Annotated in this window: 22 protein-coding genes and 1 tRNA gene; 7 read left to right on the top strand and 16 right to left on the bottom strand. The window is 52.1% G+C overall.

The genetic code is table 11. The features are described from left to right. Positions 1–18: 18 nt before the first annotated feature. Positions 19–2,895: an AAA family ATPase gene (locus ABJ99_RS07100; RefSeq protein WP_054085221.1), complete on the top strand. Its 2,877-nt coding sequence runs from the start codon at positions 19–21 to the stop codon at positions 2,893–2,895. Between the two features lie 134 nt (positions 2,896–3,029). On the opposite strand, the gene tnpA is transcribed toward ABJ99_RS07100, so the two are convergent. The 3 genes from tnpA to ABJ99_RS07110 form a co-directional block, all read right to left on the bottom strand. Continuing rightward, on the bottom strand, positions 3,030–3,251 hold the full coding sequence (gene tnpA, locus ABJ99_RS29750; protein ID WP_080378060.1) for an IS66-like element accessory protein TnpA: 222 nt from the start codon (positions 3,249–3,251) through the stop codon (positions 3,030–3,032). 255 nt (positions 3,252–3,506) lie between these two features. Further along, positions 3,507–4,016 carry a DUF7380 domain-containing protein gene (locus ABJ99_RS07105; RefSeq protein WP_230080993.1) on the bottom strand — a complete coding sequence of 170 codons (510 nt, stop codon included), beginning with the start codon at positions 4,014–4,016 and terminating at the stop codon, positions 3,507–3,509. Positions 4,017–4,130: 114 nt separating this feature from the next. Then, positions 4,131–4,607, bottom strand: coding sequence for a helix-turn-helix domain-containing protein (locus ABJ99_RS07110; RefSeq protein WP_054085223.1), 477 nt, complete (start codon positions 4,605–4,607; stop codon positions 4,131–4,133). A gap of 285 nt (positions 4,608–4,892) precedes the next feature. Here ABJ99_RS07110 and ABJ99_RS07115 point away from each other — a divergent pair, with 285 nt between their 5' ends. The 5 genes from ABJ99_RS07115 (at position 4,893) to ABJ99_RS07140 (ending at position 7,600) form a co-directional block, all read left to right on the top strand. Continuing rightward, complete coding sequence (locus ABJ99_RS07115; RefSeq protein ID WP_054085224.1) at positions 4,893–5,627, top strand: metallophosphoesterase family protein; 735 nt, start codon at positions 4,893–4,895, stop codon at positions 5,625–5,627. Next, the gene (locus ABJ99_RS07120; protein ID WP_054085225.1) at positions 5,624–5,920 is read left to right on the top strand and encodes a hypothetical protein; all 297 of its coding nucleotides are present in this window, start codon (positions 5,624–5,626) and stop codon (positions 5,918–5,920) included. The genes ABJ99_RS07115 and ABJ99_RS07120 overlap by 4 nt, the downstream gene beginning before the upstream one ends. A 342-nt stretch (positions 5,921–6,262) precedes the next feature. Continuing rightward, on the top strand, positions 6,263–6,631 hold the full coding sequence (locus ABJ99_RS29755; protein ID WP_375232685.1) for a DUF6957 family protein: 369 nt from the start codon (positions 6,263–6,265) through the stop codon (positions 6,629–6,631). 48 nt (positions 6,632–6,679) lie between these two features. After that, positions 6,680–7,312, top strand: a complete 633-nt coding sequence (locus ABJ99_RS07135) for an HAD family hydrolase (protein WP_080378061.1) — start codon at positions 6,680–6,682, stop codon at positions 7,310–7,312. 84 nt (positions 7,313–7,396) lie between these two features. After that, on the top strand, positions 7,397–7,600 hold the full coding sequence (locus ABJ99_RS07140; RefSeq protein WP_054085228.1) for a hypothetical protein: 204 nt from the start codon (positions 7,397–7,399) through the stop codon (positions 7,598–7,600). Positions 7,601–7,620: 20 nt separating this feature from the next. Here the strand turns inward: ABJ99_RS07140 and ABJ99_RS07145 are convergent, their stop codons facing one another. Then, positions 7,621–7,806, bottom strand: a complete 186-nt coding sequence (locus ABJ99_RS07145; RefSeq protein WP_054085229.1) for a hypothetical protein — start codon at positions 7,804–7,806, stop codon at positions 7,621–7,623. Positions 7,807–7,880: 74 nt separating this feature from the next. After that, complete coding sequence (locus tag ABJ99_RS07150; protein ID WP_024678831.1) at positions 7,881–8,249, bottom strand: histone-like nucleoid-structuring protein, MvaT/MvaU family; 369 nt, start codon at positions 8,247–8,249, stop codon at positions 7,881–7,883. A 355-nt stretch (positions 8,250–8,604) separates the two neighbouring features. Here ABJ99_RS07150 and ABJ99_RS07155 point away from each other — a divergent pair, with 355 nt between their 5' ends. Beyond that, positions 8,605–9,381 (top strand): hypothetical protein, encoded by a 777-nt coding sequence (locus ABJ99_RS07155; RefSeq protein ID WP_054085230.1) that lies wholly within the window; start codon positions 8,605–8,607, stop codon positions 9,379–9,381. 199 nt (positions 9,382–9,580) lie between these two features. Here ABJ99_RS07155 and ABJ99_RS07160 read toward each other — a convergent pair whose 3' ends face one another. The 11 genes from ABJ99_RS07160 to ABJ99_RS07205 form a co-directional block, all read right to left on the bottom strand. Continuing rightward, on the bottom strand, positions 9,581–10,573 hold the full coding sequence (locus ABJ99_RS07160) for an SIR2 family protein (RefSeq protein ID WP_005755336.1): 993 nt from the start codon (positions 10,571–10,573) through the stop codon (positions 9,581–9,583). A 440-nt stretch (positions 10,574–11,013) separates the two neighbouring features. Beyond that, positions 11,014–12,060, bottom strand: coding sequence for a site-specific integrase (locus ABJ99_RS29035; protein ID WP_230080994.1), 1,047 nt, complete (start codon positions 12,058–12,060; stop codon positions 11,014–11,016). Positions 12,061–12,423: 363 nt separating this feature from the next. Next, on the bottom strand, positions 12,424–14,325 hold the full coding sequence (locus ABJ99_RS07170) for a hypothetical protein (protein WP_054085231.1): 1,902 nt from the start codon (positions 14,323–14,325) through the stop codon (positions 12,424–12,426). Continuing rightward, entirely contained in the window at positions 14,322–14,660 is a 339-nt protein-coding gene (locus ABJ99_RS07175; protein ID WP_229610940.1) for a hypothetical protein, read from the bottom strand. The genes ABJ99_RS07170 and ABJ99_RS07175 overlap by 4 nt, the downstream gene beginning before the upstream one ends. Further along, the gene (locus ABJ99_RS26735) at positions 14,647–15,321 is read right to left on the bottom strand and encodes a hypothetical protein (protein WP_080378062.1); all 675 of its coding nucleotides are present in this window, start codon (positions 15,319–15,321) and stop codon (positions 14,647–14,649) included. The genes ABJ99_RS07175 and ABJ99_RS26735 overlap by 14 nt, the downstream gene beginning before the upstream one ends. Before the next feature lie 2 nt (positions 15,322–15,323). Beyond that, positions 15,324–18,737, bottom strand: coding sequence for a site-specific integrase (locus ABJ99_RS07180; RefSeq protein WP_054085232.1), 3,414 nt, complete (start codon positions 18,735–18,737; stop codon positions 15,324–15,326). After that, on the bottom strand, positions 18,734–20,152 hold the full coding sequence (locus tag ABJ99_RS07185; protein ID WP_230080995.1) for a tyrosine-type recombinase/integrase: 1,419 nt from the start codon (positions 20,150–20,152) through the stop codon (positions 18,734–18,736). The genes ABJ99_RS07180 and ABJ99_RS07185 overlap by 4 nt, the downstream gene beginning before the upstream one ends. 882 nt (positions 20,153–21,034) lie before the next feature. Then, a tRNA-Gly gene (locus ABJ99_RS07190) sits at positions 21,035–21,108 on the bottom strand. A 251-nt stretch (positions 21,109–21,359) separates the two neighbouring features. After that, positions 21,360–22,241 carry an alpha/beta fold hydrolase gene (locus ABJ99_RS07195; protein ID WP_054085233.1) on the bottom strand — a complete coding sequence of 294 codons (882 nt, stop codon included), beginning with the start codon at positions 22,239–22,241 and terminating at the stop codon, positions 21,360–21,362. A 285-nt stretch (positions 22,242–22,526) separates the two neighbouring features. Further along, positions 22,527–23,219, bottom strand: a complete 693-nt coding sequence (locus ABJ99_RS07200; RefSeq protein WP_054085234.1) for a pseudouridine synthase — start codon at positions 23,217–23,219, stop codon at positions 22,527–22,529. A 38-nt stretch (positions 23,220–23,257) separates the two neighbouring features. Next, a complete protein-coding gene (locus ABJ99_RS07205) occupies positions 23,258–23,491 on the bottom strand; it encodes a cysteine-rich CWC family protein (protein ID WP_054085768.1) in 234 nt (77 codons plus the stop codon). Positions 23,492–23,494 lie beyond the last annotated feature (3 nt).

Here is a 23,494-nt window from a genome sequence, read left to right on the forward strand (position 1 = left end):
TACCAGGGAGGAGGCGCAATGAGTCAGTACCTTTTAAGTTTTGCCAGGCAGAACCTTGAGGGGCGTACTGATGCGTACCTGGTGCTTCTCTGGTGTATGTACCAGGCCAACCAAAGCAAGGGCCGCTACTCCGACCACATCAAGTCACACATCACCACTGCGTCGGATCAATTGCTGGGTCGTAACTACCAGCGCGTCGCTGCTCGCTTCAAGAAAGTGCTCGATAAAAGGCCTGAACTGGATCGGATACCACCCTCGGGCTTGAGGGCGTTAGATCACCTGCGCGTCAGGAATTTCCGGGGCTTTGGCGAGTTTGGTGCCGACGACAAAGGCACGTTCATTCGATTCAGTAAGCTGAAAAACATTTTCTACGCGCCCAATGGCGGCGGCAAATCATCGCTCTGTGAAGCCATCGAAATTTGCACCACTGGGGACATCAAGGAAGCCGCCAGGCGCAAGACCAAGGTCAAGCAGTACATTGCACGAGGAGAAACCAAGCCCCAGCTCGCTCTCCTGGGAACGGATAAGCTCAAAATTGCGCCCAGTATCAGTTGGTCGAGCTGCTTCATTGATCGCAATCGCCTTCAGGAGTTTTCGCTGCTGGGCTCGAAGGACACTGGTAGTGGCGAAAGTGATGTCTTGGCGACCTTGTTCGGCCTGGAAGAGCTTCAGGAAGTCATTTCCCGATTCGTGCGCCCTGACAGCTTTACGCTCAAGGCATTCATGCGTGCCGACCAGGCCGAGGCCCTGGCGAACCTTGAACGCGCACGAACAGAGCTTGGCCAAGTGCGGAGCAAGCACAGGGCAGATCTCTACGCTGCGATTTCGCAAACCTGTCAGCTCTTGGGGCTGCGGGCCGATCAGGATTTCGAAATTCGTCCAAAGGTACAGCGGCTGCGCAAGACGATAGACATGCACATCCGTGGGGCCGAGCGACTGCGAGCGGCCAAAGCACCGGTGGTCATTCCCATCAAGCATGTTGCGCGTACGTCTGCCATCGCCAAGCGGTTGCTCAGCCGCAAAACGCAGATCGAGACACTGTTTCTGCAAAGGGCCAGTGACGTTAACTATCGCGCTGTTTTTGAAGCCTTGGAAGCTTTGGAAGCCACCGAACAGCCGTCTGAGCAGACCTGTCCCGCCTGTTTGACGCCCCTTGACCAAGTCACGGTGAACCCGTTTGAAAGGGCGCGTGATCAGATCAAGGCGCTCGGGGCTCTGGAGGCCCTGAAGCAATCCAAACAGAAAAATGATACTCAAGTTGTCCTCTGGGCTTCAAGGATCGCGACCGGGGTCAGTTCCGTGAAGGCCAATGCCTATGCCGATGTACCCTGCCCAGTGGCGATGGACGTATTGGAAGCGGTGCTCACAGAGTTCCATACGGCCACTGACCGCTCGACAGTGGCGGCGTCTGTCCTCAATGCTTTCATCGCGCTCGGTGCTGACAGTACAGCCCAGATCGAGGCCTATCTGCGTGCCTGCGAGCGCAGGCAACGGGAGGTTGATCAGGCGGAGGTTCAAGCGGCTCGTCTGGATGCGCTCATCGAACACCTCAAGCAGGTCGATGAGTCGCTGAAACGACAGTTTGACCTCAAAACCCAGGCGCTAACCGGGTTCACAGACGCCAATGACAGGATGCTTGCGCTGATAGGGCAGAGAACGGCTCTGCTCAATGACTCGGTGGATAACAGCCACTTCAACCAGTTGCTCAAGGATCTTGAGGCTGAATACCGAACGCTGTATGGCGACCTGCTAGGTTACAAGCTAGAGCTCGAAAAAGCGCGCATCACAGGGATCGAAGCCAAGGCTGCCGAGTACTACCGCGCGATCAATAATCATGACGATGACCATGAGCAGATAGAGACACTGACCTTTGAAAGGCTCACGGAGAGCTACCGCATCAAGATTACCAACGTGGACGGATCTCTGCTGGATGCGTTTGCCGTGCTCAGCGAGGGGCATCTGAGGGCATTGGGCTTATCGATTCTTCTGGCGATGGCTGAGAAAAACAATTTTCCGCTCATCGTCTTTGATGACGTCGTCAATGCGATCGACACAGATCACCGATCCAACATCATTGATCTGTTTTTCAATGACACTTACCTGCGCCGGATCCAGATGGTGGTGACCACCCATGATCGCCTCTTCTGGGAGCGCTTCTGCATCATCGCTGACCGTCATCCTCAATGCGACCAGCACGCCAACCATGTGCTCAGCTATACGAATAAAGGCATCGTGGTCATTGATCACGCAGGTGGTTTTCAGAAAAAGGTGCACGTGGCGATGTCGGTCTTCGACGTTCGGCAAGCATTGCTGTATTGCCGGATCTGGTTCGAGTCCATGGTACTGGAGTTCTGTATAGAGAACGGCGTCCAGGTCACCGCGAACTTCAACAAATCGCAGCTCAAGAAGAGTATGTACCTGCAGGTGAGTCTGGAGTACACCTTCAAGCTTGTGGAACCCTTCATTGACTACGACCTATCGCACTTCAATTTCATCAAGAATGATCTGGTGAACTGGGGCGGCCAAAACCAGGAGCATCACGCCTTTGATGAAGGAAGCCTGAACTTTGTGCACTCCAAGACCAGTGGTGAGGTCTTGAAAATCTATGACGCGATCCGTTTACTGGAATGCCAGCTTTTCATGGGCAAAAAAAAGGACTTCGGAGAAAGGTACCTTGCAGAGGTGAATGAAAAAATCGAGAAGGGCCGCAGGAAATTGGCAGGACTCGCCAGAGCACCTGAAGAGGTACAAAAGGAGCACGGGGAAGGGTTGAAGGCGCTCGAAAAGCGCGCCATTGAGCTCACGCAGGAGCTTCAGTTCATCGAGCGCTGCGTAGTGAGCATGGCTGACCGCGCGCGAGCCGGGGAGCTACCCGCTGAGTTGCCGCCTGCCTAGTGCGGTATGTTGCAGGCCACCGTTTGTATGAGCCCACCTGATCGACCTTTTCAGATTTATCAGGAATAAGCGTAATACTGTCGTTTTTTTGAACGTCGCAGCGCGTGCTAAGGACGGTGTGCGTTACGGCTGCTTTACTGTTTCGCAGGCAGTGAAGGGGCTGGAGGGAGGGGTACCGGAACGAACGCTGGCAGGATTGCGGGTGGTTGATCTCGGAAAAGTGGCAGCCACTTACGGATCACGTTGGCATTGATGCCATGACTGATGGCAACGCTGGAAATGGAGGCGCCGGGTTGCAGGCATTCCTGGACAACCTGGGCTTTGAACGACTTGGGGTAAGAGCTTCGTTGGCGCATTTAAGGGCTATCGCGTCCGCTTAAAAATAGGCGGACACCATCGCCCTTAATTTGGGATAACGGTAGGCGGGTTCACCGTTCGCTTACGCAACAGCAACCTCAGGGGGAATTTTCCGCTTTCCGGTGCTTGCGATGATATAAAAACCCGGTGGATCAGGTCTACAACTTCGGAGGACAAGCCGGAGGGCGGTTCGTAGCTGAAGGAGAGTTTATCGGCGAGGTAGAACTCGATTGCCTCGCAGTACGCCTCGATGGCTAGGCCAGCGCATTTGTGGAGGCTTTTGTGGTTGTCCACGCTACGTCAGCAACCCACGCTCGTATGAGTGGATGATCGATATTCTCCGCAATAGCGGCGAGTACCTGGCTTTGCTCACCGGCGATGTCTGCAGGATTAGGAAAGCGCATTCCGTCTCTGGTCAGCCTTGGCCCGAAGGCATCATGGCGATCAACGGAAAAATGGTACGAGCACACCACCATCAGTACTCTATAAGCCAGATAAACACCCCGCTGACCTTCGGCAAGTGCCTGTTTGGACAGAGCGCTGAAATGGGCGTCAAGCGAGTAAAATTCGAGCGTGTCGATGGTCTCCAGCAGGCGGCTTATCTTCATTTGCTGGAAGTCCTCGATCGACGCCAGTTCCAAATCAAAGAGATTGGGCTCGCTATTAGTTGCTGCATCTGGCTCTGCGGCGGTTGCTTGCAGTTGTTGCTCGCTCATTCCACTGTCAGGTTGTTGAGCTGGATCTGGTTGATCGGTGGCGTTCACTCTTCAGTTACTCCTACCTTCTGTAGTCCCAGACCTCAGCGGGTGCTCAACGAAATGAAAGTTGAAGGACTACACGCTCAATAAACAACAAGATATGAGAATCGGTATAGCGGTTCATTCCTTGCCCCGCGTCCAGAGCTTATTGACCGTCTGCTTGCTGATCCCCAACGATTCTGCAGTCATTTTCTGGGTCATCCCTTGGGCTTTGCACTTGAGGACATTCTCCAGCCGTTGCGAGTCGATCTGTCTGCCGGGGAGCCGTGTGACCAGCTTACCGTCCTTGACCTGATTGGTAATCGTGTCCAGTCCACCGTCGGCCTCGAATTCGTCGAGTTCGGTGCGCGTCTGACGTAGAAGACTGTCAATCGTCTCCCCCTTACTGGTCGCTAGGGCGAGGGTCAAAAATGTCAGGGGGCTGATCCCGAAGGTCTCGCTAATAAGCTCAAGTTTCTCAACGGTGATACCTGATTTTCCGTGTTCCAATCTTGCCAGGTAGGTGTGGCTGCTAGCTTCGGCGAGGCTTTCCCTGGTTCGCTTTTCTTTACTGCGTAGCGTGCGAAGCACTGCGCCGATCGCAAGCCTAAGGTTCATGGAGCTTCCCCAAAGCTAACGATAAAGCCATGTTGCCTAGTCCCCTTCCACTGTATATAGTTGCTTATAGGGGACTTCTGTCGTGAGCAGAGCTGGTATTGCTCAGGCGCGCGTCCCTTTCCAATAGGTGGAGCAAACGCGAAAACCTTTTATGGGGGGCTGGGCTGAGAGGCTTAGTGGTCAGTTCAATATACCCATAAACCGATCATTGGTGGCTCTCGCTTACTGGGCCAGCAAGCGCATATCAGCGGCACACCAAGCTGTCCAGCGAACCCACGAGTTGTCATGAAAATTTTGGTTTTATCTGATTTGCACAATGAGTTCTCACCGTTTCCGGCTTCAAAGCACGTGGTCGACCTAGTCGTGCTCGCAGGAGACATCGATCTGCATACCAGAGGTGTACTTTGGGCGAATGAGACGTTTACCTGCCCGGTCATCTATTGCTGCGGTAATCACGAGCTATACCGAGGCCACCTTGATCGCACGTTGAGCAAGATGAAGGCCGCTGCAGCGCATCATGTCCACGTGTTGGAGAACGAATCGTGGACTCATGGCAATGTCAGATTTTTGGTCGGAACGGGGTGGACGGATTTTTCCGCGACGGGCGATGTGGTCGCAGCATCGATGACCTGCGCGAGTGTGATGAATGACTTCAAGATGATCCGCGCAGATGCCAATTATCGCCGTCTTCGCCCGGCTGACCTCATTGCAAAGAATCGGGCGACTCGTGAGTTTTTTGACCGAGAGCTCAGTACACCTTTTGAGGGGACAACGGTGGTAGTGAGCCATCACTGCCCGATCTCAGAAGCTGCCGGCGATGAGCATGATGGTCACGTCAGCGCAGCTTATTTCAATCGCTGGCAGTCATTAGTGGAAAAGGCCAATGTGTGGATCTTCGGCCACACCCATCGATCCATCGATGTCCTGTTTGGCGAATGTCGGTTGATTTCGAATCAGCGCGGGTATCCCGGCGAAGAAACGGGATTCGACCCGGACAAGATTGTGGAGATCACCACATGACTAACAGGCAGATTTCGAGTTTATCTCCGTCGCCGGCGGTTCCGTCTCAGGTGTTGGTGGCCAGCAACATCGACTGGGGTGTAACCATAGACGCATACCTTTTGGGCGCAGCGCGGATAGGCGACAGGTATGCTGCTCAGGCTTATTTCGATCTATCGGGTAACACTGAGGATGGCATGACAGTGGTCACACCACCTGTCACGCTACTTTTCCGCAAGGATGAATTCGTGATGTTGCGCAGCGTCTGCGGAAAGGATCACTACGTTATCGTCACCGAGCAGGGGAAGGGTTAACTCAGTGGCTATAAGAGCGTTCGTACCGATCGAGGTGTTGGCAGCCTCAAGGATCAGTTTTGGGCGGGCTATCACCGCGTATTTGCACCAGCCTGAGATTGAGGGGTTTAGCCTGGTCGGTAGAGTTTATTTTGACCACAAAGATCGGTTCCGAAATGGTCGTTTGATTCGGACATCCGATGTCTTGGAGTTTATCGAAATTGCAGATCACCTTGTGGCAATTACCCTCACAGGCAGCGCGTACGTACTGATTGCGCCAGGCTGCGACCTGCTGACGCTGCCCGGAGAATGACAATGGAGCTATTACCATTCTTCGAAATGATCTCTCTAGAAAGTCAGTCTATGGCAGGAGCTTCTTCACGGGCCGCTTCTGCGATCGAGCAAAAGCTTCGGGCCTCAGGTAAGCCTTGGTGCGCGGTTTCGGGCTGGGTACTGATTGATATGTTCAGTCCAGATGGGGCTGTGCCGCTTCCGGAGCCAATGCAGCCTATGATCATGTACGCTCACCACGTCCAGATAGATAACAGCCACAGGCTTCGCGGTGGGGACAGCGTCATGTCTGGGTTTGCATCGTCCTACAACCAAGATGGGGTTTTCGAAACCGCCGGCACTATCTACATACTTATGGGCCGAGGCTTTAGGAAGAAGGCGGACGCTTCCGTGGTGAGCGCTGCCCAGTTGCGACTGAGTGATACCACGCTAACTTCGTAAGTTCTGTTCATTGAGTGCCCGACCCCTTCCCTCGGAACAAGGTGACGAATGATGAGATACAAAGCTGTGCTTTTAGATGCTTTCGGGACGATTTTGCAAATCAAGCCTGGCAGACATCCATATCGACAGCTTTTGAAGGAAGGGATTCGGCACGGACGTCGTCCGAGGGCCGACGATGCAAAAAAATTGATGAGGTTTAACGGTGGGTTGTCCGAAGCGGCTGATCACCTGGGCATCAACGTCCACCCTGCACGGTTGGCTGAAATTCAAGAGATGCTTGAGCAAGAAATTAGCTCCATCGTGGCATACCCGGATGCCCTAGAAGCTGTCGCTTTGCTGCAGGAGCGTAGTCTCCTGCTTGCAGTTTGCAGCAACCTTGCGTACCCATACGGTCGCGCTGTCAGAACGTTATTTCCGACCATGGATGCATTCGGGTTTAGCTATGAAATTGGCCTGATTAAGCCAGACCCACTGATGTATCAGTCAACCTGCGAAATGATAGGCGTCGAATCTGACAATGGATTTGGTGAGAACAGAGTCATCATGGTGGGTGATTCACTGCGCTGTGATTGTCATGGCCCACGCGAAGTAGGTATCACTGGCATACACCTAGACAGATCACAGTGTAGTGGCATCAATGATCTGATGGTCTTCGCAAGGCACGTGCTTCGCGAATCGTAGCCGCGCTGTACAAATGTCGCAGAACAAGGCACCTCGCCTTCTCAAATATCCTGAATTACGCCACTGGAGAGGTTGGAGACAGTGATGAGCGGAAGCGTGTACTGCGATATCCAGATGACTGTCGAAGAAGCTGTCGAGATGCTCGAAGTCCTTCGAGCCTTACGCGAGGCCGGTCGCCACCCGGCGCTTGAAGAAAAATTACAAGACATGCAGGCCCAGCTCACCGATTCCATCAGCTACGCAGCGTCAGACAGAATCGGATTGCTAAAATCCAAGCCCAAACATTAGCAGACTGTTTTGGGGCCTCTTCACACCTGCTCGGCTGGGCCGGGCGGGGGCGTTTGACTATTCTTACAGCATTGCTCTGAGAGCAGGACAGCTTGAGCGTTGCGCGTAAGCTGTTCCTGCATCCACGCACCAGCTTGATCGAACTCTTCCATCATCGATGCGAATTCATCTGGTGTGAGATGGACTGGGCTGGTTTGGTGCTTCATTGGGCTTCCAAAGTTTGTAGTAGTCAGAGGCCCATAGGCTAAGAGCTCACCCTCAGGGCAAGCCTGCCCAGCGATCAGGAAATCCAGGACTCCACAGTGTCCGAGCCGTATTCAGCTTTCCACTCTTTCAAAACCTTATGGTTTCCGCCTTTGGTTTCAACCACCTCACCCGAATGCGGGTTCTTGTACAGTTTCACAGCGCGAGGCCTACGTGTGCCCTTCACCGGCGCGGCAGCAGCCGTGCCTGGCTTGAAGCCGCCCAGAGGATCAAGAATCGAGATGACGTCCCTTAAGCTCTTGTTGTACTCGCCCAACAAGCCACGCAATTTGGTTTCAAATTCAATTTCTTGCTCAAGGCCTTTGTCGCCTTTCATTGCTTCCAGCGCCGCTAACTGCTCGGCGAGATGGCGTTCGAGTTGGCGGAACTCTGCGAGTTTTGACATTGGAAATCCTGTCTCTGTGTAGGGGACGTGTGGGTACGATGGTAGCACCACGCGATCCAGATCCGCTTGGCCATGGGCTAACTTGAGGCTCAAAGTGTTAAGCGGATGCAGTGCTTTTGATCCAGACAATGCCGGCTGAAACGGTAATGATCGACCCGAGCGTTGTTAGAAGAATTACTTTCGCGATGACTCCAGCCTCTCTTCGTACCTATGTACTATGACGTGGAACAAAACCCTTGGAGACAGGATGCGCAGTAGCCTTTTGTACGCCGAGATGGCTTCCGGGCGAGACAGCTATTGTCATTGTACTGGCGAAGCGTTAGAAACGGCCTTCGGCAGGCGATGAGTGTGACACATGAGCAGCAAGGCGACCTTGGAGTGGAGCTATAGCCCCGCAGGCCTGATTGACGGCTTGCTGGAGTTTGAAAAGTTTGGTGGTAGCGTTGTCGCTGCGGGTGGCAGGGTCACAGCAGATTTTGATGAGCAGGTCTATCGGGCGGATGCAACGCTTGCTGATAAATTATTGGTCGCGATCCAGGCTAGGCTGGCACCTGCCCAGCGCAGGCTCCAACAAGCAGTAGAGTTTTCACACCCTCCAACCCTGACTGTGGCGCATTCGGATGGCAAACGAGAGATTTTCCTTGAATGCTATGCCTCTGTCTCGATAAGCGATCATTTTGAAATTCAGATCATCAGGAATGGGGTCGTGATCGAGGACTCGGAGCAGGAGCGCATTGAGCGAGAGTCTCGGCAAGCTTTGTTGCTGGAGAGTCACTCGGATGATCTGATTCTCGCTCGGATACTGGCCAGTCATCGGAACTCTCTCCGTGATCCAGATAACGAGTTTGTTCACCTGTACGAAATCTGGGATGCGTTGGAATCAAAGTTTCTGAAGCGCCATCAGGTCGCGGACGCCCTGAAGATAGAATTTTCCAAGTTTGGCCAGTTTCAAGCCGTGTGTAACAGACCTACCTCCGCCAGTCGGCATCGAGGGACAGCCGACGGCGCCTTGAGACAGCCGAGCCCGGCTGAGTACGAGTTGGCCAGATCCATCGCTTGGGAGCTTGTGATGGGGTATGCGGAGTGGCTGAGTACGCAGGCGAAACTGCATGATGCCGCTGCGGGCAACTGAAGCCCTGATCGACGCTGGGTCGGGGAAAGTCGACCTTCACAGATCCACAGCTGGTTCAAATCTTGGCCTGTGCTATTCACGGAAAGTATGATTTTCTCGATCAGTTCATCGAACTCAAACCGTTCAGCCACCACCGCTACAACCCTGATCATGTGGCCCTGCGCCGAGGGAGTGATCAGACCTTCACCGACGCTCGAACTCAATAAATGTGATCCCACTGCGTGAAGGTCAGAACGTTAGGTAGGCGCCATAAGTGGAAATTACCGGTTTTGAATTTTTGAGACCAAAATGCAAGTCTCTGTGCTTCAGTTTGATTAACGCCGCTCCACTCGACTATCACGATGTGTCTGGACTGGGCATAGGCGGCGATCACATCATTGAGATGGTCATCATCCCCCGAGTACCCGAACACGATGATCTCTTGAGATTCGTTCAGACTGAGCCCTAGGTAGTTCCAGTACGTGGAAAGCACCGTCGAGGCGCCAATCACCGATCGCTTATGGCGAACGTGGGTCAGTACGATGTGATCAGACCCTTCCGGTGAAAAAGGGTTGAGCTGATGTCGATCACGTTTCCTGGCCAGTCCATGGTGGTCAAAGAATAGAGGGGAGCCATGTAGGTGGAGGTAGTATCCAAAGTCATTGTTGTATAAGCGCGTCAGTGCATCTGAGCTGAAGCCATTTGCAACCATGCCGTCCACAAGCGTGGTATGGAAATAGCCCGCCATTAGGCCAGCATCTAGAAATGCTCCATAGAGAAGCTTGTCGTAGTTGAGAGTGGCGACGTGTGACTTTGTCTGGCGAACGAACGCGATTAATGGTTCCAGAAAGGCCTGCGGGAGGCCATGGGCGTAAAGGTGCAGTCTGGTGGCTACCTTGTGAAGGTAGTTTCCCACTGCGACCGGAAATTGCAGACCTTCCTGCGATAACCAGTGAACGTTCATCCGCTGTGACATGTTGATGCTACTAAGCGTCCTGCACGCTGAGATCACCAGGTGCAGTGGGTCGAGCTGATCTTCCCGCGCGGGGATGACGCCATTTCCACCAAGGCACTGACTGATTAGCTCTTTGTGCACATCACTGATGGCAAAAGGGTCATTCCATACATCAGCCATAGCGTTGGTAAGCGAAAAATGTTGGGGATCAAGCGCCATCCCTAGGCCGTTTCCAAATATCAATGTCTTCCTTGGCATCATCACTTCCTTGGGGGGGCTGAATTTTCAATCGTTGACTGAAATAGCGTACTCGCTTCATAACTGTGTATCGCTGCTCAGTGAGCCAGCGCTTCGGTCACCACGGCCCTGGCGACTCGTAGCCCCAGCCGGCTGGTCATAAGTAAAGCGGACAAGCAGGGGGAAATGTCCTACCCAGCTCGGAGAGTAGTTGAATTTCATCAGCTTAATCTGTCCCAGATTTGGCCTCTGGTACCTATGCTCAGCATTGTCGCGCGTAGATGCGACCAGAGCATCCTCCGCCTTAGGAATTGAGTGAGAAGACAGAAGGCTGGGTTGACATTGGCCCGATGAAAAATGCCGTTATAGAGAAGTCGGTTGGTGTACTAGAAAAGGGGAGCATGGCCGGGCGGTTATTCAACCAATGGCACCGGCCATTTTTTCAAAGAGTCGATCGTCGGTCAGTCAGCCTCGTCTGGCTCCGTCTTCGGCGCATGACCACCGTTCAGTGTTGTGTCAGACGGCGTAAGGTAGTGCTGGGTCATGACGGATTCGAGGTGCCCCACCTGTTTGGGTAACTGGTCATAAGCTGGGAGTTTTCCCAAACTAAGTTCGATGACTGCGGCTCGAATGGAATATGCGGTGGGTTGCAGACCGTCGGAGATTACCTTTGATGTCCAGCCCTTGACGATTTCGGAGAACTCCCGCGCTGACATGGGTTCATTAGGGGCTTTCGAGGAGGGAAAAAGATAGCCATCGGTCTTTAATTTTTCAGACCTGATGTATCTCTCCAAGACGTTGGTGTTTTGGGGCACAACGGTATGGCGCTGCTTATCAATCAGGATCAGGAAGCCAGGATTGGAGTCATCAAGCTTTTCGAGATTGGCTTTGGCTGAAAGAAACATGTGCGAGCGTAGCCCAGTCTCAATGAGAGCAAACAGGCTCTGATCACGAAGGTTGCCGGAGGCCTGTACCACCCTTCTGACTGCCTCTAACTCATGTGGACTGATCGTCCGTCGAGGCGAGACAAGCCTAGGTGCTTTTTTGATACCTGGTTTGAGGGGCGGGGCATCACTTTTGGCCTCAGTGTGCCGAAGGCTCTGGGCAGCAGTGACGTTAGAGGGGCCAATGGTGCGGGTATCAGATGATGGTTGCGGCTGGAGGTGCTTGAAGCTGACTAGGGCTTGGAGCGGCAATGCCTCTGCGAATACCCGCAGCGTTCTGGCTGCAATAGTGGGTTCATGGCTGGAACTAAGCGTAGTCAGCATTGCCGACGCTATGGCTGTCCGCACTTCGCTCTCGGAGGGGCTCAGTGGTTTGATCGAGCTTGATTTTGAGCTTTGCACCACATCATGGTAATCGCTATACCCGAGCCATTTTGAAAGAAGCTCACGCGCGAATGATAGGCTGATCGGATTTTGGCCTGGCCACAGTTTTTGGACTCGTTTCGCGATTCGCTTGAAGCCAGATTGGGGGAGCAGATCTTCCGAATAAATCGGGATGCGCATAGCAATTCTCCAATACGTCATGGTGTCGGCTGCCCGCTGACTGTTGTCGAAATGCGTGCGAAGAGATGTGAACTAATCCTGATGCACAGAGGCTATGCGTGCCGACCGCTCGATCCAGGTTGATCGAAAGTTCGACGCTATCACGTATGGTTTAAATTGTGCAATCAAAAGCGCGGGTAGAAGCGACACATTTACCCGTTGGCATACACGGCAGACTACTGAGCTTCTGGGCCAGGGCTGCGCCTCATGTGAAGTGCGTCAGGGATGCAAATCTCAGGTATCAGTGTAAGGCAACATTTAACGGATGAGGTGAGCTGAGTTGGATGGTGATGAGGAATGAGTTCGATACCCCCCCCAGGCATACTATTCAACCAGGGGCGCTAAACGCTGGTACGCCAGCCCCTTTGTGAGCGGTCTACTCGGAGCTAGATCATGGGGGAAAGAGTCCGTGACCTTCAACCCGTATGCAACAAGGTAGGCGATCCATTCCTCCTTATAGGGCCTTGAGGCGATCAACACTACCGATAGCGCCCTGGTTTGTACCGCCGCCGTCGGGGACATGGCGAAACCGAGTGCGACGACTGCATCCTGCACTAGCTGTTTGGACAACGTTAAAAAACGCCCATCCATTTCGACGAATAATCCTTTTGCGCTGACCGAGTGCAACGTGCAGATAAACGGATCCCATTTGCTCGAATATGCCGGTCGGAGCCAGACTCGATCATATTTTCTAAAGCTTATATCTTGAGTCTCCAGAACTATCGGTGAACGGGTGCGAGTCAGCCGCTGGTTGATGGCATCAACGAGTGCCGGATGGTCGCTGACGAAGACCTCTTCAGGATGTCCTCTATGGCATTGCTCGGCATGGCGGACATTGAACGGCTCCTGCGGACAGATCGAATCTTGATTGGGCGTCAATCGTTGAGGCATCACGTTGCGCTGGACGTCTAAAGCTGCGAAATAGCGGGCAAGTTCATCAATGAAATGTGGCGTGGCTCCGGGCTTGGTTCTACGGCTGTCAATGAGCACCAGGCGTGAGGTTTCTGGGATGTTTTGCAGGGTGATCAGGAAATCGCTGAGGCTGAACAAGTCACAATCGGTAACCATGATTGTGCTGTATTTGGGGAGGTCTTGCGGCAGCCGGTAAAAAGGGATTGGTTCTTTTTCAGCATGAAGTTCATGCATGGAGCTCAGACCACTGGAGTACACGACTACCAGTGGAGCCGAGGCATATAGAATTTGCAGTACCCCCGACAACTGGGCCATGAATTCATGAAGGCACTTCAAGTCCTGCGGGCGAATGATGGATATTCTGGAGTTAACGGCAGCGGTGATTTCGTCTTCGTAATCAATATGGCTATAGGACGCAACGACTTGGCTGTATCTTGAATAACTGTAGCGAATTTCATCAGCGGTATAGGTTGGAAAAAAATTCCGCGAAAGGCGCTCAAGCTGTCTGCGGACAGCCACTTGCAGGTTAGCGTTGGACTTGAGTTGATAGTGATCGCCGTCAGTGATTACCCAACCGGCATTGGCGCTAAGCCTAAGCCCTTCTTTCAGCTTCACAGGTACGTCAGTTTCACGGAATAGCGTGCGCTCGCCGCGAATTTGCTCCAGGAACCAGCCCATGGCTTCAAGTACAGTCCTCTGATCAGGCGACAACTTCGCTCCCGTGGATGAGAGGGCTGCTCGCCTCTCGTTCTGTGACGCGAAGGCGAGGAGGGCTTTCACTTGTGCTGATGATGATTCATAAGCCTGCGAACCATAGGTCTCATAAAAGCGCTCAGCGTGGATTTGAGCTAACCCCCAAGCCATCACACGCTTAATCCGCTGATACCGTGACAGGCTTTCCTGAAAAGAAAGCCCGAGCAAAGTGCGCTCGGGTTCCAGGAGTACGTTGCACCACGGAAGCATGTCGCCGCTCGTTAGAGACTCAAGCAGTACCTCACGCGAGCCAAGACTCTGTGACAGAAGCAATTTCTTTGCCTTGGGGGGGAGGTGAAAGCTGTCTATAAAGAAACTGTTCTTGATAAGCTCGTCCCAGCCCGAGGCGTCTACACCGCACTCCAGAACTGCTACCAAATTCACCCCGTTGCTACGGGCACTCGTTCGTAGCAGGTACATGCGCCCGGCCACCAAAGGTAGTTCGAACCCAGCGGTGCGGTACCGTAAAGATACCGTCCGATCACTCCCTGTATCGTGGCAACTCGCTAGGCTAATACCGTCGAGGCGATGAAAAATTCGCTTGATCAGATATTTTTTCAATCAAGATCACCCAACATTATTCCTGACGCATGCATCATGTCTTGTTCATGACGTACTAGACGCAGCTGCTGCTTTAGGTTTAAGTTCTCTTGACGCACCAAGGTCAGTTCAACTCGAAGCTTTGAACACTCAATATTCTGCTCAGAGGGCTTTGTCGCTTGGTGATTACCGCTGTTTAGGTGCTGATTCAATAGTGATAGAAGCTGAATAACTTCGGAGCTTCCTCTCCCCGGATAAAAAATTTGTCGTGTCGCGCCGATACGCTCTGCAAGCCAGGTCAGATCAATGCTGCCTTTGCGGACAGGAACAGGGATACTATTTTTAATCAGGCTCATCAACTCTTCCCGAAGCTGAAGGGCGAAGCGATTGCTCAAGTTCAGTTGTGCTAAGTGATCCAATATTTTTGGTTCTTGCATGGCGCCAGTCCAAGAATGGTTTGCAGGTCTTTGCGTCTGAAAGCTCAGCGGGGATTGAGGTCATTGTCGCACTCGTCATTAATTTTCCACTATCAAAATAGAGGTATTGATTTTCAAGTAGGATTTTCTCAACCAAGTGACAGGTTTTCTCAAAATAATATAGATTGGCGTCTGTCCTGCTTACTGGGGTGGCAACTGGTTGCGCTCGGTGGGGCAAGTCCCCCAGTATTTTTTCGAGCACTGTTATACGGTGAGTTGCCTCGCTTAGCTGGAGACGAATTACGTCATCAGGAATGCTCGCATTGAGTATTGATTTTGGAAGTTTTACACACAATTTAACCGCGTATTGGTCAAATAATTCTTTGTGAGGCGTCGACTTTTTGCGATATAAGGAAGGATCAACGCCAACAATTGCTGCCACCCTTTGAGCTAGGATCGAGGCATTCTTGATGATTTCGCCGTTCTTCAAGAAGGATTGCAGCACAGCGTGAGTCTTGGATAGCGTGTTTGTGAGCTGGAGTTTTCGACCGGATCTATCAACTTTAAGTTGATCTGCAGGGCGAGATGAAGTCTTCCTCATTTTTACTTGCCTCCCAACTTTCGGATCGATTCCGATATCAAATCGAAAGTTTCGTCGAATGTGCAGTTTGTGGCTTTAAGAATCGACGCAATTTGGTTGGCTAGGAGCCGGAAGTAGGAAGGCTGGGGGTATTCTGCCGAGAGGAGTTCTGGGGACTTGGCGATCTTCTCAACTACGGCAGTGTAGTTGACAGACGTCAAGTGTGGATAAGCTTCGGAATCCAATATTTCTGCAATGATGCGGTGGCGAGGGTTTGCCATGTCGACCGCGTGCCTTTTTGCTCCAACCAGATCCCGGTACCGGCTTATATAGCCGGGATTGCTGTTCTCAGACTCCAGAAATGTATTGAGCTGATCAGCTAGTCGTGTATAGGACGCTAATTCGTATCGTGTGATAGTGAGATCTGAATGGTATGGTTCTAATTCTGCCGCCGGCAAATCAGTTGAGCTGAGCTGTACAATCTTCTCAATAATTTTTTCGCTTTTGCGTTGGGCCTGTCTCATACAAACATTTATTCCAGGGAGATGGTCTACACCCCACACTGCGCCATCACACAAACTGCATGTTCTAGCTCGGCGTGTAAACTCCATCAACTTCATAGGGCAATCACCATTTCTCATGCAAATGCAGTGGGTCATGAACAGCGGAACTGTTTCAGATTTTACCATCAAATCAAGACCGGTTTCTTGGCTGTTGATAAAATAGAATTGTTTACTAATGAAGTTTTGATCTCTGATAAGTTGCTGTTTGTCCTGGCTCCAGCCTTCAACAATCGCGCTCCCAGGAGAGTTTGGAGACTTTATCTTGCCCATCAGTGCCTTGTAAGCACTTTCGGTAACTATATTGTTAGCCGTGTTGATATTTTCGAGAAGCTCTTCCGCAGGAAGTATTGTGTAGTAGTCAGACATGTTACCAGATCGGTGGCCGGCTTGTCGGGCCGCGATGGTAACTTCCAGATGCCCGTAGATCCGCATATGTGTTATCCATGTCGCTCGCAGAGCATGGGGCACATGGACTGCAAGATCTTCGCCTGTTTTGCCTGGTGTGATAAAAGCGTGAAGCGAATCAGGTGATACGACCGAATTGTACAACCCTTCAAGTCCCTGGGAGAAACGTATCCACTCATTTGAATAAGTAGAGTCAGCGAACGGGAGATCGTTTCCGCCCCATGGACTGCGAAACAACGGGCAGATTTGACCATAGCCTTGCGGATCTCTCGGATCATTTTCGTAGTAAACGAGGCCTGGAGGTATACGATAGATCTCTGTTTGAAAACGTCGCTCATCAAATAAGCTTTCCATTACGTGACCATCAATCACCACGTCCCGAGAGCTTCCGGATTTGTCAGTGTTTATGTGCAACATACACAAATTAAATTCATCTATTTTGCTGCTCTCAAAACCCTTGTCAAATGTCCTCAGGTCTAGCCACTGGCCATTCTGAAGCCTCTGGCCTGCGAATAACGCAATCGCAAGCATTCTCAGGCTTGAAAGCCACGGAACATACGAGGTTATCATTTCTGTATGTTCGGCCTCAGGGACAAAGTAATCCCCGTACCACCAATGATAAATGTTGGGGATAGAGTCGATCGGAATTTCAAGATTTTCAGTTGGGTTGGTTGACCTTTGAATGGTTACTAACGCAGTAATTCCTAGTTCAGACAAATCTATCCAATCACTTCGCTTAATTATGGCGGCGTTTTCAACACTGATCCGGCCATCAATAATCATGGTTCTGAGTTGGACGCCTATTGAGTCAAGCGTATGCATGTAAGCCTTAGCAATAATAGCCGCTTCGCGTGGAAAGGGAATTTTGTTGCTTTTTGACCGGCTGCCGCTGCCTGTTGAGTCCATTTTTATATTGACAGGGTTAGAGTATTTGCCGTCTACGATGTCGTATCTAGGGCCATAAGTTCTCACTGTTTCAAAAAACAAATGCACCGCATTGATAAAAGGCTTATTAGATTTCTGTGTTCTAAGGGTGTTGCGTAACTGCAAAGCTGTTAACGGAACCTCAAAGCTGTCATCAAGGCCTTTTAAATTGCTTATTGCTTCAACAGTTTCTTCATCAATCAGGTCGTCGCACCAGTACAAAATACGCTCGAAATCTTCGATGCGCTCGGGGAGTACAATGCGAGAGTCTGGGTGCTGCTCTTTCCATAGTGGCAGGTAACAAAATACATAATCCAATAGGAATCGAAAATCATTTACTTGGGCATCGATATAGCCTTGTGATTTTCTTTTTGATTTTTGGAGTTTCTTGAAAAATTTAGATCCCATTAGGATCCACTGGCTATAGTGCTCCATAATTTCAACTTTCTGTCGACCTGGATAGAACGTATTCGATATCCAGTCAAGGTCGGCGTTTCGTTTCGGAAATTCGACCAACAGCATGTAGTCTTCTGCTGACACCGCCATGCTGAGCGTGTCCAGCAGACTTCCTTCCTCGGTCACCGCTCCGCCGGCTTCCGAAAACAACTGCTCGGCACGCTGTTTTATCTTTTGTTCACGACGATTTTCTATTGCCTTTGGTGATGGCCGAGCGTATTGCCTATTGATGTTTCTGATTTTGTAGCGTCTCAGCTTCTTGTCATGGGTAGGCAGGCTTTTGGCCTCTTCAGGTGTCATGACGTAATATTTAACGTATTCCAAGTATGTCTTTGTATATCGGGACGCATCACCTTCATGCGTGCGCTTGGCAGCCAGGTACATTCGATAGCGTTCTAAATAGAAGGCTTGATCTGGGGATATTATTTCGGGATGTAAAGTAGAAAACCTATTGACCCAGCTAAAGAGCGCGAATTTTCCATGCTTTTTTGTGCTCCCGTAAATCTCTACCATGGCGGGAACCGCCGACCACAGCTCGTTGAAATCGACGTCTTTGGGTGAATGCCAGTTGGTACGGTACTGCCAGTTACGCGAGGCTCGCTCCAAAGAATTCACACCCTTCGCGACCTCCCAGATGAAGCCATACGTATATTTCTCTTCAAATTCCGGATTTTTCTTCCAGGCGTGCGTTATATTAAATGTGTAGGGCAGCGTCACGACACCCTCTGACCACAGTATGCACAGAAACTCTTTAAATACTACTCGTAGTCCCGAAACGTCTTCAGCCCATTCTGGATCTGAGCCGGTAAGTTTGTGATAAAGTTTTGTGTCTTCTGCTTTGTCGTATTCTACCCCTTGGGATATTTCATAGATAATCTGCAGGTCTTGTTCTGATATGTTATTTAGTGGTCTCAGGTGAGATAACTTTAGGATTGCAATTCTTTTGTGATACTGCTTGTCGATAGAGTTCTCTTTGAGTCCGTTTTCCTTTGATTTGATTTTACTGATGATTAGGTTGAAAATTATATACGCTGCTGCTGCGAGTTTTTTAGCGTTTGCTACAGTTATCACTGTCAATAGATTAATCACGCTGCCAGCCTCCTGCGCAAGTCTCGCGCTAGGGCTTCGTAGGAGTCGGCACGCAGGCTGTCTATGGATTTTGTTTTATTCCAAATCAGTTTAATCTTTTCTGACGCGTCGATCTCGGCCATCATGATTTCTTGGTCGAGTTTTGCGTAGATCATAGTGGCAGTGATATTGGCATGCCCCATCAGAACTTGGATTTCGGCCAAGGTCAAACCTATGCTTGGTCGACCAGGTATGTAGACAAAGTTTCTTGCCCAGTAGCCGTAGAAGTGCCGTAAGCTGTGGGATGTATAAGGCTTGCCACCACGCTCAGTAAAAGCCATTTTGTTCTCAGTCTGGGCTTTCAACAGCGCGCGATTAAGCCTACGATTTAACGAGTTGGCTTCCAGTGCTTCCAGTAGAGGTGCGCCGTAGCTGTTAGGGCTGTCTGACACAAAAAGGAAATCACTGTCTGAAGTGGGGCGCTCGATCTTATATTCTGCCAGTGACTCAAAGAACATCTTTTTAAAGGGTTCGAACATATAGATGTGAGCAGTGGCCCTGCCTTTATATGGCAGTTCCTTCGCTGATGGGTCGCGACGATTATTCGGATCGGCCACCAGCAGCGTTCGCTCCGAGACCTTGATGTCTGAGATTTTCATGGCCCACGCTTCTGACTGCCGCAGGCTGCCCCCACATTGGAGCAGGGCCACAGTCCGCTCTAACGGTGGAAGGCTTTTGAGAAGATCTAGGATCTGGTCGCTCGGAAAGTCTTTCCGTTTCGTATCCGTGGGAGCCTTGCCGCCCTGAAGGCCGCCTATCGCCTGCCGGAACATCTCATCTGGCTTGGGTTTGAACTCCATAAGGTTCGACCGCATCTTGCTAATCTCAGATCGGTTACGTGCCCTAGGTTCGAGCTCAATGAGTTCTGCAGGCAGTTCCACTTTCTCCTCAGGGTTAAGGAGGTTTACTTTCGATAGCGAGTCCCTTAGCAGTGCCGAGTACTTGCGGAGGAAGTCGTTTGCCGCGGCTTTGTATTTGTTAGCTGAGGCGATGGTGATGGGGCTCCTGCCTAGCCGGGTCGCGATGACTCTGATCAGGTAGTCGTCACTGCCAGCAGCCTCTGTCAAGAGCTTGAAATAGGATTGTAGGGTTTCACTCAAAGCTTTCGGGTCGATCTCCCCTGCGCCAAGCGCTTTGGCTTCGTAGAGATAATCGACAAGAAATGCGTTGTGGCCTATGTACTGGTAGTTTGCGTTCTCCGACCGTTTGCTACGGGGCATCCGGTGGATGATGCGTGAATAGGCGTTGAAGGGGGCTACAGGTTCTCCGGTTGCTGCTTCGTACAGGCGGGGCGGGTCGCAGCGAATCAAGATCACATTCTTTAAACCACTACCAGCTTTTGGAGGTTGGCCTTCCGCTTCTTTTCTGGTGCCCACGGACGAGCCGCTTGGAGTGAAAGATTCGATTAAATTCGATTTTCTCATATATTGACTAGTCCCTATATGTGTGGTATGAATACACATATACACTAGGGATAGTAAATAATCACGCGATTTTCGATAGATAAATGCTATCGATACATGCTATTTGATAGGTTGTTGATTTTCTTCAGGCTTCACAATGAGTTTTAGTCTCTAAAGCTGGAACGGGACTACCCCAGCTCGGCGGCCTTGTCGGTCAGTTACATGGCCCTGGCGCGGCGTGCTGAGCGGTAGAGTGTGGTAGGGCGGTAGAACTGAGAAATGGCAGCGTAATTTCGAATTACGATCGCGGATCAGCCTGTGCATACCCTTTTGCTTGTCGGTGCCCTTTAACGCTGAGCATGTTCGACTAAGTCCTTTCTCATGGTCTGCGACTGGGCAGGAAGTATTCTGTCTCTATGTGATCATCTGGCGTGCCCATGCCCATGCGCTGGTCGATCGTCGCATTGACTGGTACCCCTAGTCACAACGCATTCCCGACGTCTTTTTGATTTGGTGACCTGTAGGGCGCTTGAGTTGCTCACGCGTCCTCTTCAGTCTCACTCATTGCTAGGAAGGCTGCTCACTGAGCGCGGAAGAGCGAATGTCTGCCGGTCTGTGGTTTCCGTTGAATCTGGTTGGCGGCGGCGTGACAGGTAGGTGGGCATTATTCCGCGCACGGTGTCGTGGGCGCATGAGCCTGCGGGCCGAGAATTGGGTTTCGCTCACAAAAAATTTGCAGTCTGGCGGGGCGTACCGTTGCTGCCGTGTGTGCCGAGGAGGGGATAGGCGATAATTGAGTGCGCGGAGATTTAGAGCGGAAGTATCTGATTAAAAACAGTTTTTCTTTGGAAGGGATGGAGCGGGTAGAGGGAATCGAACCCTCCTCGATAGCTTGGGAAGCTATAGTTTTACCAATAAACTATACCCGCATAACATAAAAAGCTTGCTCACAAAAGCGGTTGTCCAGTAAGAACCCTCAACTAAAGCTTGGGAAGCTTTCGTTTTACCACTAAACTATACCCGCTCTGAGAAGCGCTTTGAGCGGCTGACTTTGTACCAGAACCCTGCCCTGATTTGAAGCGCTAATTTCGCTGCGTGGCGCTTTTTCTGCTGATCCCCGCCCTGAAACCAACCGCCCGCTGAAGACATTCCGCAGCTGGCGGTGGCTCTCTGCGCGTTTTCAAAAGGTCAGGGTCTGGTGGCTCTGGGTCTGGTGATAGTCGTTGCGCGGCACGTGTTCCGGTTGCAGGAATGTCATGAGCACCTGTTTCGAGTCGCGGCTGGCGGCCTTGTGTTCCATGTCCAGAAAGTGCCCGGTGGCGTCGATGGTGCTGAAGCTGCAATCGCGCAGGTACCTGGAGAAGTTGGTCGCGTCGTTTGCTGAGGTGTATTCGTCCAGAGCGCCATTGATGAACAGCACCGGGGTGTTGATGTTTTTGCCGGCGGTCAGGTAATTGTCCGGATCGAGTTCCAGTACCTGACTGAAGTGGTAATGCATCTGGTCATACTCGTGAGTCTCCAGATTGCTGATATGCCGGAAGTTGAAGCGTTTGAATAATTCCGGCAGATGCTTGCCCACGGTGCTGTTGATCAAGTGGCCCATGTCGTAGCGGTTGTGTGCGCCCAGGTGCGTGATTCCCTGACGCAAGTAGTCATGCATCTTCTCGTTGATGACCGGGGAGAACGAGCTGATGACCGCGCTTTCGATACGCTTTGGTCGGTGCGCGAGTGCCACCAGCGTGGCTGCGCCGCCCCATGAGAAGGACAGCACGTGCTCGGCGTTGAAGTGATCGATCAGTTCCAGCAGCAGTTGGCCTTCCTGTTCTCGCGTCAGCGGCGTGCCATGCAGGTTGTGTGGCTTGGACTTGCCCGAATAGGGTTGGTCGTAAAGCACCACATTTAAAGCCGGATGCAGGCTGCGCACGGTCTGGGCAAATGATGCGGTGGTGGCCAGTGAGCCGTTGACCAGAATGATGGTCTTTGCGGCGGCGTCGGTGCGATAGAACTCGGTGTAAACCCGAAACTGTCCTTGTATGTCCAGCACTGCTTTTTCTGGCGACATAGTTATAACTCCTGGGGTAAACAGGTATGCGTTGCAACGACGTTGCACGAGTTTCGTGACAGGCAAGCGATAGCCGATTAAGGGCCCAGGTTGATCCTGACGAGCGGCTCGACAGGTCTTGTTATTGGCGGGCAGTTTGTCGTGGGCCAAATAGCACGCATGACAAAAGATTCTTGGAATAGGGATGTGTCGTGTCAGCCGCGTATGCACTGACATTTCGAGTCAAGCAGGCGATCAGCCATCTCGCAAGTGACCGCCGGGCAATCCGCCAGACGGTCATTACGGTTAGAACAGACTGATTTCCGGGGCGTGCAGCGCGCGGTAGTTGCCCGGCTCAAGCGTCGGGTCGAGCAATAGCTCACCCACGCTTTCTCGATGCAGTGTCACGACTTTGTTGTCGAAGTGGCCGAACATGCGCTTCACCTGATGGTAGCGGCCTTCGGTGATGCTCAAGCGTGCGCAGCGCGGCCCCAGCAAGGTCAGTTGCGCCGGTTGGGTGGTGATGTTCTCGAAAGAGAAATACAGACCTTCGGCGAATCTGGCTGCGTAGCGCTCGTCGATGATTTGCTCGGTCTCGACGTAATAGACTTTTGCCAGCCGGGTCTGCGGCTGAGTGAGACGCCGCGACCATTGGCCATCATTGGTGATCAGCATCAGCCCGGTGGTGTTGAAGTCCAGCCGTCCGGCGATATGCAGCTCGTGCCGGTCAGGCTCGTCCAGCAGGTTGATGACCGTCGGGTGTTGCGCATCGACCGTCGCGCTGACGCAGCCTTGCGGCTTGTGCAGCATGAAGTAGCGCGCGGGCTTGCCCGGCTGAAGGATTTCTTCGTCGAAGACCACGCAACTGAATTCTCGCACTTCGTGATGCGGATCGGTGGTCGTCAGCCCGTCCACTTTCACCCGGCCGCCGGCCAGTGCCAGACGCACGTTCTTGCGGTTGAAGCGCGGCAGGTTGCTGAGGAAACGATCAAGACGCATGGCTGAAGTGAGGCAAGAGAGAGCGGGCGGGCATCTTACTACGTGCCCTGACGGACGGGTTGCCCGGGCGCAGCGTCCTCGACCCCGGCGCAACGCGGGCAGAGGCAGGACTGGTTGCGGATCTCGTCAGGCAGTGCAGCAAGCAGCGCCGGATCGATGCGTTCGGAAAAGCACCAGCAGGGCTGATCTGCCGTGCGTGGATCGGCCAGGCTGCATCGGTTGCTGAAGCCGCACACGGGGCATAGCGCGGTGTCGGTAAGGGCGGTGGTCATGTC

Source organism: Pseudomonas syringae pv. cilantro (assembly GCF_001293775.1).
GTDB classification, from domain to species: Bacteria; Pseudomonadota; Gammaproteobacteria; order Pseudomonadales; family Pseudomonadaceae; genus Aquipseudomonas; species Aquipseudomonas syringae_P.